Origin of the sequence: Idiomarina tyrosinivorans, assembly GCF_003987475.1 — a bacterium.
GTDB lineage: Bacteria > Pseudomonadota > Gammaproteobacteria > Enterobacterales > Alteromonadaceae > Idiomarina > Idiomarina tyrosinivorans.
In genome coordinates this window covers 246,242-259,110 of sequence record NZ_PIQH01000002.1, presented here as the reverse complement: position 1 = coordinate 259,110, position 12,869 = coordinate 246,242, and the positions used below count along the sequence as shown (strand labels likewise).

The window sequence follows — 12,869 nt, the reverse complement described above, 5'->3', positions numbered from 1 at the left end:
TTTAGCATGCTGATGGAAAGCTGACGACACTGCGGCTAACCTGCAAGAGGATTCTCATTCGTGGCCAAACCTAGCCATACTGGAACAGGGAAATTTCGCATTATTGCTGGCCAATGGCGCGGCCGGAAATTTCCCATCGCTGACGCCGAGGGCCTGAGGCCGACCACTGACCGAGTGCGCGAAACGGTGTTTAATTGGTTACAGCCGGTGGTTGTGGACAGCCAATGCTTGGATTTGTTTGCCGGTAGCGGTAGTTTGGGGTTTGAAGCCGCCTCTCGCGGCGCCAAATTTGTGACCTTTATCGAAAAACAGAGTGCCGTTGCGAGGCAGTTACAACGCAATATTCAAACGCTGGGAGAACCCCAATTGCAGGCGATTGAAGCAGACGCGTTGCAATGGCTACAGCATACGCCAGCAGCACCCTATTCACTGATATTCCTTGACCCGCCGTTTCAACAACAGTTATTGATGCCCGCTATCGAACTCTTGCAACAGCCTGGCTACACTGAGCCAGGCTCCTATATTTACATTGAACACGAAAAAGGTTTAGCGTTGGCATTACCACCGCACTGGCAAATTCTGAAAGATAAAACCTTTGGTCAAGTACAATCAACACTTATTGAGGTGACAGAATGAAATATGTGGTTTGGACTGGGAAGGCCATTTTCACCCTGATTTGGTTGGCGTTATTCATTACCCTGTTCGCTATGCAATCGGGACAATTACCTGCCAGCCCGCAAGCCCAAGGATTGTTGTGGTTGCTACTCGCGGTGATTGTGGTCATGCACCTACTGCTACTGATGGTGTTTTTAGGGGTACTGAAATCCCAGGTGCATTGGCGTAGCCAAGATATTTGGCACATTATGGCCTTTGGAGTGTTTGCTTGGTTGGCTATTCTTCAGCGTCCAGCGCAAGCCCCACGTTCGACACCCCCTCGTCAGTAACCATCTGCCGAACCATGCTCACTACCGGTTGGCTGATTTGCGGCTGCGACGCAAGAAAGTCGATAATCGCCAACTGGATATCAATCTCGTACTGCGTTAATTCGTGTTCGCGTAACAGTTGTGGCAGTTGCTCAGCATCAATGTGTTCACCCTCGGTTAACTCAATAAACTTGGCGACACTGGCTTGAGACACTTTCGCGACATCAACCAAGGCATTGGCATTGTTATCCATTAAGCCCTGCAATAACGTACTGAGCGCGGTGCAGGCATCCATTGCCGGATAGACCCCAAGCATGTCGTGGCCGTGTTCGCTCGGTGTAACATCATCCACCTTTTCTTGCCAGCGGCTAAAGTTCACCTTGCAAGCACGCGGCGCGGCAATCCAATCCCAACAGGCATTCAGCGCACTTTGTAACGGTTTTGGATCGCCAAAGCCAGTGAGGTGGTGAAAGAGTTGATAGTTTGGCAGCATCCGCTCGCACAAATACAGGGCAAGCACCACTTGGTGTTCCCAGGCGAGTTCACGTATCTGTTGAAAAGTATTTCTGCGCGTCATACCGCTCTCACATGCTTTAGGACTATTGGCTATTGTAACGCACTGCGAAGCGCACGCCCACTAACCAGTCGTGTGTTGTAGGTAAGAAGCGATACCGTCCAAGAACATTTGTACTGAAATCATCACCAGCACCATGCCCATCAGGCGTTCCATTGCGGTAATACCGCGCTCGCCCAGTAGCCGATGAAACAGGTTACTGAATAGCAGTATAGACGCGGACAAAGCCCAAGCGCCGATGAGCGCAATGGTCCAATCCAGCATTCGCCCCGGGCTTTGATTAGACAGCAGTAACAGCGCCGCTAAAATCGAGGGGCCGGAGATCAACGGTATTGCTAGCGGCACAATAAAGGGCTCTTCACCCATTGCTAAGCCAATGACTCCGCCCGGTTGCGGGAAAATCATCCGTAGCGCAATAATAAACAGAATGATACCACCGGCAATGCTGACCGCTTCCTGTTTGAGGTTTAAGAAGCCGAGAATGGACGTACCGGCGTAGAGGAATAGCAGCATAATCGCCAAAGCGATAACTAACTCGCGGATAAGAACAATTCGCCGCCGTTTAGCATCGATATTGCGTAAGATCGACAAAAATATGGGTAAATTACCCAACGGGTCCATAATCAAAAAAAGTGTAACGGCTGCCGACCAAGTATCCATTCGCGTTGCTGCACTGCGTCTGTCTGTAGATGTCTGCTAACATACCGTTGCCACTAAAAAAACACAAATACTATGGAGCTCAGCATGGACGATGTCACCCCAACCAGCGTGGATGTCTTCGACGCCCTTAAACGGATATCCTCATACGTGGTTGAGACGCCGTGTGTGCGCAACCGCGTGCTCGACCAAGCCGCGGGTTGTGAGCTGTATTTCAAGTGCGAAAATCTACAAACCGTGGGCGCATTTAAATTCCGCGGCGCATGTAACGCCGTGCTCAAACTCACGCCTGAACAGCGGGCTCGTGGTGTCTTCACCGTTTCATCAGGAAACCACGGCGCAGCCCTAGCGGAAGTCGGGCGTCAACTCGGTATTCCGGTGACTGTGGGCGTTCCACGCAACGCACCCAGTATTAAACAAGACAATATTCGCCGCGGCGGCGCGACCATCGAATGGCTAGAACCGGGAATGGCTGCACGGGAAGCATTCACGCAACGCTTTCAACAACAAACGGGGCAAACCTTTATTCCACCTTACGATCATCCTGACATTATCGCTGGACAAGGAACCGCGATGTTGGAGTTTGGCCGCCAAATCGAAGGTCTAGATACCATCGTTGCTCCGCTTGGCGGCGGTGGCTTGTTGTCGGGCACTTGCCTCGCTGCACAGGCCTTAAATGGGCAAACGGTATTCGGTGCCGAGCCTGAATTAGCACGGGATGCCTACGATTCTTTACGGTTGGGCGAGCGCCAGCCAGCATTACCGCCAGCAAGCGTCTGTGATGGCTTACTGACACAGCTAGGTAAGCACCCGTTTGCGATATTGCAGAACAATGTCGCAGGTGTGCTTCTGGTCAGTGACGACGAGGTGCTCGCGGCAATGCAAAGCTTGGTCGCCGCGCTTAAGTTAGTCATTGAACCTTCGGCCGCTATCACTTATGCCGCGGTATTAAAATATCCAGAGCACTTCCGAGGCAAACGGGTGGGGATTATTTTAAGTGGTGGTAATACTGACCGCGTTCAGGTCGCGAAAATGTGATCATCACTGGCAAATGCTTTGAATTCTAAGGCGTTGCCACATAAATCATAGAAAAACATGGTGGCTTGCTCGCCAGGCTGACCAGCAAAGCGCACATAAGGCTCAATCACAAACGGTACCTCGGCGGCACGTAACTTAGCTGCCAAGGAATCCCAATCAGCACGTTGCAAAATTACGCCAAAATGCGGTACCGGGACAGCATGACCATCGACTGCGTTCTGGTGCTTTTGCCCCGCAATGTCTGGCGCTAAATGGGTCACAAACTGGTGACCGAAGAAGTTCCAATCAATCCAGTGGTCACTGCTGCGGCCTTGTGAAAGGCCCATAATTTCACCGTAAAACGCTCTGGCATTCGCCAACGATGAAACTGGGATAGCAAGATGAAAAGGGCGAACTGCCGACATCTATCGCCCCTATTATTACGGTAAGATTTTCGCTGCAATGGTTTGTGGAGAACGACGCCACAAACGCCACGCAATGGCTAGCATAACAAGGGCCCAATTTAACGGCGGCACCAAGCCTGCAAACAACACCGCTAACAGATTCCATAATGGCTTATTCTGATATTGCCCTGCCAATACATAGAAAATTAGCGTGGCCACGAGTCCCTGCAAAACTAGGAGGCTCAGTAGCATAGTCTTTTCCTTCTATTGCTTATCGTTGTTCTGATTTTTTCAGCGTATTAAGACTACCCAATTATGACGAAACTGTAAAATTTTGTTTAGCTATCTGATTTTTATGAATAAATATGTGATTTTGAGGAAGGCTGAAGGAAAAAAGGAGCACCGGGCGGTGCTCCTTGAGTCGATTATTTAGGCATTTAATGCCTGATCAAGGTCGGCTTTTAGGTCATCTAAATCTTCGATGCCTACCGAGACACGAACAAAATTATCTAAAATACCGAGCTTCTCACGATTCTCTTTAGGTACTGACGCATGGGTCATAATCGCAGGGTGTTCAATCAATGACTCAACGCCCCCTAAGCTCTCTGCAAGCGCAAAGATCTCGACGTTTTCTAAGAATCGGCGCGCTTTAGCGAGGTCCCCTTTAAGCAAGATAGAAATCATCCCGCCAAAGCCGGTCATCTGGCGTTTCGCCAACTCGTGTTGTGGATGGCTGGTTAAGCCTGGATAAATGACCTTTTCCACTTGTGGATGCTGTTCCAACCACTGCGCCAAATCAAGCGCTGCTTGGTTGTGATGTTGCATCCGTAACGCTAAGGTTTTCACACCCCGTAACGCTAAGTAGCTATCAAATGGCCCAGCGACCGCGCCGACAGAGTTTTGTAAGAACAGCATTTGCTCTACCAACTCGTCGTTATCGCCGACTACCGCCATACCGCCAACCATGTCTGAATGACCATTCAGGTATTTCGTCGCAGAGTGCATTACGATATCAGCTCCCAGCGCTAACGGTTGCTGATTAAATGGTGTGGCGAAGGTGTTGTCCACCACCACAATAATACCTTTCGGTTTTGCCAACTTCACAATCGCTTCGATGTCGACCAACTTCAGCATCGGGTTACTTGGCGTTTCGACCCAAATCATCCGCGTCTCATCAGTCATCGCCGCTTCAACAGCGGCAATATCGGCTAGGTCGATATAATCGAATTTCAGCCCTGCCGAGCGCTTGCGAACTTTATCGAACAAGCGGAAGCTACCACCATATAAATCGTCCATGGCGATCACGTGATCACCGTGGTCGAGCAACTCTAAAATGGTTGAGGTCGCCGCCATGCCTGAGGCAAACGCTAACCCTTGCTTACCACCCTCAAGGTTGGCAACGGCACGTTCCCAAGCAAAACGCGTGGGGTTGTGCGAGCGAGAGTATTCAAAGCCTTTGTGCTCACCAGGGCTTTCTTGCGCGTATGTAGAGCTGGTAAAAATTGGCGGCATAACCGCACCCGTTACCGGTTCTGGCGATTGCCCACCATGAATGGTGCGCGTGGCAAATTTCAAATGCTTGTTATCAGCCATAACAACATGACTCCTTACAATATTTTTGATTACAGCAGATCTTGAGAGCGCATCCACTCATCATTGAATAATTTTGATAGATAGCGATTGCCGGTATCACAAGCTAGCGTTACGACACGTTTTGCTTCTGTTTGCTCACGGCAGTAGCGTAATGCCGCAGCGATTAAATAGCCGCTGGATGATCCCACCATAATACCTTCTTGCTTGAGCACTTCGCGGGCGGTGTTGAAACCTTCTTTGTCATCGATGGCGTAAGCCTTATTAGCCAGTTTGATTTCACAAATCTTGGGCACGAAATCTTCACCAATGCCCTCTGCTAACCAGCTCCCAGCTTCGACTTCTTCATTACGGTTAATCAGTGGTTCTAGGATCGATCCCGCAGGGTCAGCAAGAACCAAGTCGACCTCACTGTTCTGTTCACGCAGGTAACGGCCAATGCCGGTTAAGGTGCCACCTGAGCCCACGCCACAGACGAACGCATCTAGGTTGCCGTCCATTTGCTGCCAAATTTCTGGGCCGGTGCTGTTGTAATGCGCTTCTACGTTTGCCGCATTTTCAAATTGGTTAACGTAAAAGTAGCCATTTTCTTCGGCTAACCGCGCCGCCATATCTTGATAATATTCCGGGTGACCTTTTTGCACATCTGAGCGCGTCATCACCACTTCTGCACCCATCGCGCGCAGGTTATTTACCTTTTCTTGGCTCATTTTGTCGGGCATGACGATTTTCAGTGGGTAGCCTTTGCTGCTTGCCACCAACGCTAAACCTAAACCGGTATTACCGGCGGTGGCTTCAATAATGGTGTCACCGGGCTTCAGTTTACCTTCCGCTTCGGCAGCGGCGATCATCTCCACCGCAATGCGGTCTTTGATCGAACCGCCCGGGTTGGCCAGTTCCAATTTCAAATACAACTCACATGGACCGGTATCCATGTTCGAGACTTTTAACATTGGCGTGTTGCCAACCATTGCTAGTACGTTTTGGTAAACATTCATAAGCGTTTCGCTTCTTTTGCTGATTCGCGGATTAATGCACGGTATTATCACTGATACTAGGGGGTTACCACAACCGCAATGCCTATAACAATCTGTTTGGCTTAATAACCAATTGGAGTTAACCATGTTAGATCTACGCAGTGACACCGTAACCAAGCCCACCGCGGCAATGCGTGAAGCGATGGCAAAAGCCGAAGTGGGTGATGATGTTTACGGAGAAGACCCGAGCATTAATGCACTTGAACAAAAGGTCGCTGCGCTATTGGGAAAACCTGCGGCGATTCTATGCAGTAGCGGCACTCAAAGTAATTTATTAGGGTTACTGAGCCACTGCCGCAATGGCGAAGAATATTTGGTGGGTCAGGAATACCATACCTACCGTTACGAAGCCGGCGGTGCTGCGGTGCTCGGCGGCATCGTTCCGCAACCCTTCGAGGTCAACAACGATGGTACCCTAGACTTAGCGCTAGTAGAAAAACGGATAAAGCCCAATGACCCGCATTTTCCTATCAGTCGACTATTGGCGCTAGAAAATACACATACCGGTAAAGTGATGCCGAATCACTTTATCCAACAAGCGCGAGTGTTAGCAGACCGTCGTGGTTTATCACTACATTTAGATGGCGCACGGCTCGCCAATGCTGCAGTCGCCAGTGATCGCACAATGGCTGAACTCGCCGCACCATTCGATTCGGTTTCATTGTGCTGTTCAAAAGGCTTGGGGGCGCCAGTCGGATCGCTTCTTGCGGGCTCAGAGGCATTGATCGGTCGTGCCAGACGCTGGCGGAAAATGGTCGGTGGCGGAATGCGTCAAGCCGGAATTATTGCCGCAGGCATCAATTACGCACTCGATAATCATTTCCAACGTTTAGCCGAAGACCATGACAACGCACGTTGGTTAGCAGACGCATTGCAACACGCCTGCAGTGACAACGCGGATATTCGCGTCGACGCTGCACAAACCAATATGGTGTACGTGCATTTTAGCCATGCCGAACATGCCGCTAACGTCAGCCAACAACTGGCACAACAAGGCATCAAAGTACCGGCGAGCGCCACCATGCGCTTAGTCTTCCACTTGGATATCCCAGCCAGTGAATTGGAGCGCCTACGCGATGCTTTTGTTGCAGCGGTAAAGGGCTAACACCCTAGCCGCCCTGCAACTGTTGCAGTAGTCGGTCAAGGGCGCGGTAACTCATGGCTTCGGCTAAATGTTTGCGAGCAATCTGAGGTTGTTGTTCTAAGTCCGCAAGGGTGCGGGCTAAGCGTAATATCCGATGGTAGGCACGGTGGGACAGCGTCAGACGTTCCAGCGCCTTAACCAGAAACGCTTGGTCGTCTTCGCTGAGGGGGCAATATTGGTGCATTTGTTTGGGCTTTAGTTCGCTATTAAGACACCCCTGACGGGAAATTTGTCGCTGTCGTGCCTGCTTCACACTTTCCCGCAACATCGCGCTAGTCATCAGCGCTTGCGACGGCTTCGCAGAAACATTGATTTGCTTCAACGCGTCCATATCGCGCGGTACCATCACCTGCAAATCAATGCGATCAAGTAGCGGCCCCGAGAGTTTGTTCAGGTAGCGCAAAATTTGCTCTGGTGTCGAACGGCAACTAGCAATATTGCCGTCGAATAGACCACAGGGTGAGGGATTTAGCGCGCCGACCAATTGAAAATTTGCCGGGAACTGAACTTGATGCGCCGCGCGACTAATCGTTACACTGCCAGACTCTAGCGGCTCGCGTAACGAGTCCAACACATGACGAGAAAACTCCGGCAGTTCATCTAAAAATAAAATGCCTTGGTGCGCTAACGAGATTTCTCCCGGTTGGGGTGGAGAGCCCCCTCCAACCAGCGCCGCCGCCGAACAACTATGATGTGGAGCTCGCAGCGCCGACCCTAGCGACGGCGATGTCCAGTCGATGGCGTGCTGCTGCGACGATATCGAACGGATCGCCGTCAGTTCTAATAGCTGTTGCTCGGATAATTCCGGCAATAGGCCCTGCAGGCGCTGCGCCAGCATGGTTTTACCGGTGCCCGGCGGGCCCACAAATAAAATATGGTGACGACCCGCGGCGGCAATCAGCAATGCGCGTTTTGCCTGTTGCTGGCCAACGACATCAGCAATATCGTTACTACAGTCTTCGGCTGCTGGTGGCTGGTAAGGTCCAACGTCACGCAGCGAGGCATCACCGTGAAGGCTCTCGAATAGACTGACTAGGTCCGGCACCAATTGGCATTGCTGCTGCTTTAAAATGCTGGCTTCCTGCTCATTCTGTACGGGAATATAAGCGCAATGTCCGGCATCGCGGCACGCCATTAACGCCGGAAATAAGCCGCTAACCGGTCGCAATTCTGCATTGAGTGCCAGTTCACCATAAAATTCGGCTTTATCGATGGTATTTTCGGGGATTTGCCCCGATGCCACCAACACCCCTATCGCAATCGCTAGATCATACCGAGCGCCTTGTTTGGGAATATCTGCGGGTGCCAGATTAACGGTAATATTGGTTGCCATGGGGAATTCAAAACCCGCATTGATCAGCGCAGTTTTCACCCGGTTTCTGGCTTCCCGAACCGTAGTCTCCGGCATGCCAACAATGGTAAAGGCGGGCATGCCCCGCGCCAAATCCACTTCTACACTCACTAAAGGCGCTTCGATCCCTCGCAACGCACGGGTAAATACCGTTGCCAAAGCCATGGCTCTCTCCACTACGAAAAGCCCTTAGCTTTAGTGATTTACGCCAAAATAGCGTGCCGACGAGAACGCATTAGGATGCCCGAGATCGGCGGCAAAGCCACCAAAACCAAACCCCGGAAACGGCTAAATAGAGCAATGCCAGAGCCGTGACCACTAATAGCGTGAGTAACGCCCCGCCACCAACACTGGCAATGTGCAACGGATAAAATGTTTGGAAGATTTGATAACCACGATCCTGCTTTAAGGCATTTTGTAGTTGAACACTGTGCGTTGTAGGAAAGCGGAGATAACTGCGCCCGTTTGGGTGCCATTCTTGCGGCAGTTTAAGGCGTAAATCACCACGGGTTAGGCTAGCTAACCGTGGCTTTGCCGAAGGCAATAACTCTGCCGCTAATCCCAATTTTTGCTGCCAAGTTTGGGGTACACGGGTAACGCTTACCGTTTCGATGTAGGGTTCGCTGGTCTCGGAAAACACCACTTGTAAGCCACTGATAAAGGTGCTGCTAAAAAAGAAGCCCATTCCGGTCACCAGCGCTAGCAATATGCCCGGTAAAGCGAGGGCACCGAAGGTACGGTGACTTTGCCATAGGGTCGCGCGCCATAAGCGGCTACCGGGCTTACTCCAGCGAATAGCAAAGTGGCGCAGACTCCAGCGCCGCGGCCACCAACGAATCAGCCCCGTTAGTAATAGCACTAAAGTGAGTAACGAAAATGCTTGCATTGGCAGGTCGCCGTTGTCACCTAACGCTAAGTGGTAGTGCAATTGTACCAACCAGTCCAGCCAATCGCCTAAATGTTCACGGGTTAGGAGTAAGCGACCGTTAGCATCAAAATAACGGTAATTGCCCTCGGCACTCACAATCTCTATCCATGGCCGCGCCGCGTCAGGAAAGTACGCATAGGAGCCAGACTGTTGGTCAAACACCTTTGCCGCCTGCTCGACCGTTGGCACTTCAGCAAGCTGCAATTGCGGATATTGCCATTGCAGTAATGAGGTTTTAAACAATAACGCACCGCCGGTGACCGCCATCAACGCTAACCACAGCGCCAACAGCAAGCCTAACCAGCGGTGTATTGTGGCGCTCAGTGAACGCCCAAGCGAGCGTGTTACCACGCGTATTGCCAATTCACACTGACAACGCGTCCACGCCCAGCAAAGTTGCGAGAATCGTTGCCTGCCGTTTGGGCGTAGTAGGTGAAGTAGAATTTATCGGTTAGGTTTTCTATCCCCACGGTAAATTCCCCGTAGTTAGCGGTCTCGATAAGCGCGGTCAAATCCCACGTGCTATAACCGTCAAAGTCATTGGCGCCCATTGTGCCGTCATTAAACGCGCGGCTAAACAACTTATTCCACTGTAAACGGGTACCGATACGGTCGCTCCATTGTTGGTTCCAATAGATGTTCATGCGTTCAGGCGCAATGTTCTGACCGCTTAGATCCGTGTCCACTTTACCGTCGGCGTTACTGTCGTATTCGCCATCAGTATTGGCATAATTAAAGCCAACATCCGCATTCGTTGCCAATGCATAACGACCACTCGCTTCAATACCATTAATTTCGGTACGTTCACGTTTTACGCTGTAAATACCATCGGCATCGGCTTGCAGCCGCGAACCCAAATCTGAGTCAGATTCGAAGTAACTGAGCGACAATTGGCCCAGATTACCATGGTACTCGATGCCAACTTCGCGGTTGTCGGCTAACACTGGTTGCAGATTCAGAAAGCTCTCGACGCTCTGATTCGGCTGATTAATACCACGCAGTACGCGGCCGATGTCAGCCATACTGAAACCTTCCGAATAACTTGCGAACACACGCCAGTTGTCAGTTAACTGATAAACCGCACCAACATTACTCAACAACTCATTAAATGAGGGCTCGCCCCCTTCGACGAATTGACTACCGTAAGACGCTAAGGTTGTGAAATCACCAACCTTTAGTTGGCCATATTCGTAGCGCAAACCTGCACTCAGGGTTAGTCCATTTTGCTGGTAACGGGCTTGTAGATAGGGTGCCCAGTTATCAAACTCGGTTTCTGGTACCCACTTACGCCCGGACTGCGCCAGTTCCTGGTAGGTACTGTCGTTCAAGTAATCGATACCTGTCGATATATCAACCGGGGTACCCACAACGTCGCGCCAGCTAAGCGTTAGGCGCGAACCATACTTTTGCGAGTCGTTGCGAGACTGGTCAAAGAAGTTATCCGGCAAGGCGGGATCTTGGAAGGTCGCGTAAGTTCCACCACCATACAATGCCGAAAAGTCTTGTAAGAATAATTGCCACGTTAGTTCGGCATGTAAAATATCGCGGTTTTGATAAGTCGCGCTGGCCGTAGTCACACGGTTTTCAGCCGCATCGCCAGGCACCGGCTGCTCAATGGAAATAGTCGGCTCGCCCGCAGCGCGGTCGCCACCAAAAGCGTTATAGTCGCCGTTACCCTGGATATCGTAATGATTAACCATAACTTGCAATTGCTGAGTGCTATCGAGCATAAACTGCAATTTGGCAAATACGTCAAAACTGCCGCTATCCATGGTATCGCCTTGGGTACTGTCGATACCTACAAGGTCACCATTACCGTCAACGTACATCCCGTTTTCACGCAGATGAGCGCCGATCAACATATTCCAGTCTTGCGCTTGGTGACGAAACAGATAGCCAGCGTGGTAGCTTAACCCTGTCGAGGTTTCACTGGTTGGCGCTGAAACACCCGCCGAGACTTCGTTCTGTTGGCCTCGCGCAGCGGATTTAGTGACGATATTAATAATCCCGCCGCTGGCGCCCATGCCTTGAATAGCACTGGCGCCATGAATCACTTCAACCCGCTCTATTAACATCGGGTCAATGGTATTTGCATCACGCGAGCCATTCCGCAATGGATTGGATTGTGGGACGCCATCAATCAGGTATAACGGTTCCCGCCCTCGCAGTGATTCACCGGCACTGGTCATCTTCTGCCGAGAGGGCGAAAAGCTGGGCAATAAGTTACCCAAAATATCTGATAGCGAGTTCGCCACGCTTAACTGACGGCGCAAACTTTCGCCGTCTATCACGGTAACGGTAGAGGGAATACTAGCCGCCGTTTCATCGGTGCGCGACGCGGTAATGGTCAGGGTTTCATCGACTGCTGCCTGCTGCGCAAACGCCGGCGCAGTAGCTGCGATTAACAGTAAAGCAAGATAGGTCTTTTTCATCATTAACTCATTACAGGAGGTGAATTCCTGTAATGATAATGATTATTATTTGTAGATCAACCGTTATTTTACCAGTATTGCTCCGCGGTCACTTGTCCGGGCTTACGCCTTAGATTTTTTTTCAACCCCATACTGTCCAATAACGCCTTACAGTCTCTGATCATGTCTGGGTTACCACACAGCATAACCTGCGACTTATCGTCAAACGCTTGCCCTACTGATTGCTGCAATTCGCCCGTCTCAATCAACTGAGGGATACGGCCTTTTAGTATTCCGGGCACTTGCTCTCGCGACACCACTGGCTGGTAAACTAATTGCTCCGGATGCTGTTGCTGCCAAGCTTCAATTTTTGCTTGATACGCCAAGTCTTCCGCATGCCTAACCGCGTGCACTAAAACAATCTTATTGAAACGCCGCCAAGGCGCGTCCGTAGACAAAATAGACAAATAGGGACCGATGCCCGTTCCGGTCGATAACAGCCACAACGTGTCACCGTCAGGAATTTCATCTAACACAAAGAACCCGCTGGGTGGCTGGCTGACTTCGACTTCGTCACCAGGTTGTAACTTGTCTAGCGACGGCGACAGTAAGCCGTCTTCGACGCGCGTAACAAGAAAGTCTAATACTGATTCATGTGGCCCATTAACCAACGAATAGGCTCGTTGGATACGTTGCTCTTCCCCTTGCAGGCCTAGCCGCACGAACTGGCCTGCAGTAAAGGGGAAGTGTTCGGTTACGACGCGGAGACTAAATAAGGTGTCATTCCACCGATAATTTTCTACGACTTTCCCTGTTAGCCACTGCGCCATGGT

At 50.9% G+C, this 12,869-nt stretch carries 14 protein-coding genes; 4 read left to right on the top strand and 10 right to left on the bottom strand.

What is annotated here, in order from left to right; all coding sequences use genetic code 11:
* Positions 1–60: 60 nt before the first annotated feature.
* Positions 61–636, top strand: a complete 576-nt coding sequence (rsmD, locus tag CWI84_RS03145) for a 16S rRNA (guanine(966)-N(2))-methyltransferase RsmD (protein ID WP_126841118.1) — start codon at positions 61–63, stop codon at positions 634–636.
* Positions 633–944, top strand: a complete 312-nt coding sequence (locus tag CWI84_RS03140) for a DUF1145 domain-containing protein (RefSeq protein ID WP_126841117.1) — start codon at positions 633–635, stop codon at positions 942–944. Before rsmD ends, CWI84_RS03140 begins: the two co-directional genes overlap by 4 nt.
* Here the strand turns inward: CWI84_RS03140 and CWI84_RS03135 are convergent.
* Together CWI84_RS03135 and CWI84_RS03130 are read right to left on the bottom strand one after the other, a co-directional pair.
* Positions 892–1,500 (bottom strand): YjaG family protein, encoded by a 609-nt coding sequence (locus CWI84_RS03135; RefSeq protein WP_126841116.1) that lies wholly within the window; start codon positions 1,498–1,500, stop codon positions 892–894. The genes CWI84_RS03140 and CWI84_RS03135 overlap by 53 nt on opposite strands.
* Before the next feature lie 60 nt (positions 1,501–1,560).
* Positions 1,561–2,157, bottom strand: a complete 597-nt coding sequence (locus CWI84_RS03130) for a YhgN family NAAT transporter (RefSeq protein ID WP_126841115.1) — start codon at positions 2,155–2,157, stop codon at positions 1,561–1,563.
* Positions 2,158–2,241: 84 nt separating this feature from the next.
* Between CWI84_RS03130 and CWI84_RS03125 the strand changes: the two genes are divergently transcribed.
* Positions 2,242–3,192 (top strand): threonine ammonia-lyase, encoded by a 951-nt coding sequence (locus CWI84_RS03125; protein WP_126841114.1) that lies wholly within the window; start codon positions 2,242–2,244, stop codon positions 3,190–3,192.
* Here CWI84_RS03125 and CWI84_RS03120 read toward each other — a convergent pair.
* The 4 genes from CWI84_RS03120 to CWI84_RS03105 form a co-directional block, all read right to left on the bottom strand.
* Positions 3,174–3,596, bottom strand: a complete 423-nt coding sequence (locus CWI84_RS03120) for a VOC family protein (protein ID WP_126841113.1) — start codon at positions 3,594–3,596, stop codon at positions 3,174–3,176. The two genes, CWI84_RS03125 and CWI84_RS03120, sit on opposite strands and share 19 nt — an antisense overlap.
* A gap of 15 nt (positions 3,597–3,611) precedes the next feature.
* Positions 3,612–3,827: a hypothetical protein gene (locus CWI84_RS03115; RefSeq protein WP_126841112.1), complete on the bottom strand. Its 216-nt coding sequence runs from the start codon at positions 3,825–3,827 to the stop codon at positions 3,612–3,614.
* Between the two features lie 177 nt (positions 3,828–4,004).
* The gene (locus CWI84_RS03110; RefSeq protein ID WP_126841111.1) at positions 4,005–5,168 is read right to left on the bottom strand and encodes a cystathionine gamma-synthase; all 1,164 of its coding nucleotides are present in this window, start codon (positions 5,166–5,168) and stop codon (positions 4,005–4,007) included.
* Positions 5,169–5,197: 29 nt separating this feature from the next.
* The gene (locus CWI84_RS03105; RefSeq protein ID WP_126841110.1) at positions 5,198–6,163 is read right to left on the bottom strand and encodes a PLP-dependent cysteine synthase family protein; all 966 of its coding nucleotides are present in this window, start codon (positions 6,161–6,163) and stop codon (positions 5,198–5,200) included.
* Between the two features lie 124 nt (positions 6,164–6,287).
* Between CWI84_RS03105 and ltaE the strand changes: the two genes are divergently transcribed.
* On the top strand, positions 6,288–7,307 hold the full coding sequence (gene ltaE, locus CWI84_RS03100) for a low-specificity L-threonine aldolase (RefSeq protein ID WP_126841109.1): 1,020 nt from the start codon (positions 6,288–6,290) through the stop codon (positions 7,305–7,307).
* 4 nt (positions 7,308–7,311) lie between these two features.
* Here the strand turns inward: ltaE and CWI84_RS03095 are convergent, their stop codons facing one another.
* From CWI84_RS03095 to CWI84_RS03080, 4 genes are all read right to left on the bottom strand, one after another.
* Positions 7,312–8,862, bottom strand: a complete 1,551-nt coding sequence (locus CWI84_RS03095) for a YifB family Mg chelatase-like AAA ATPase (RefSeq protein ID WP_126841108.1) — start codon at positions 8,860–8,862, stop codon at positions 7,312–7,314.
* A 70-nt stretch (positions 8,863–8,932) separates the two neighbouring features.
* Positions 8,933–9,976 carry a PepSY-associated TM helix domain-containing protein gene (locus CWI84_RS03090; protein ID WP_157980989.1) on the bottom strand — a complete coding sequence of 348 codons (1,044 nt, stop codon included), beginning with the start codon at positions 9,974–9,976 and terminating at the stop codon, positions 8,933–8,935.
* A complete protein-coding gene (locus CWI84_RS03085; RefSeq protein ID WP_126841106.1) occupies positions 9,970–12,057 on the bottom strand; it encodes a TonB-dependent receptor in 2,088 nt (695 codons plus the stop codon). Before CWI84_RS03085 ends, CWI84_RS03090 begins: the two co-directional genes overlap by 7 nt.
* Positions 12,058–12,125: 68 nt before the next feature.
* Positions 12,126–12,866, bottom strand: coding sequence for a ferredoxin--NADP reductase (locus CWI84_RS03080; protein WP_126841105.1), 741 nt, complete (start codon positions 12,864–12,866; stop codon positions 12,126–12,128).
* Positions 12,867–12,869: the final 3 nt, after the last annotated feature.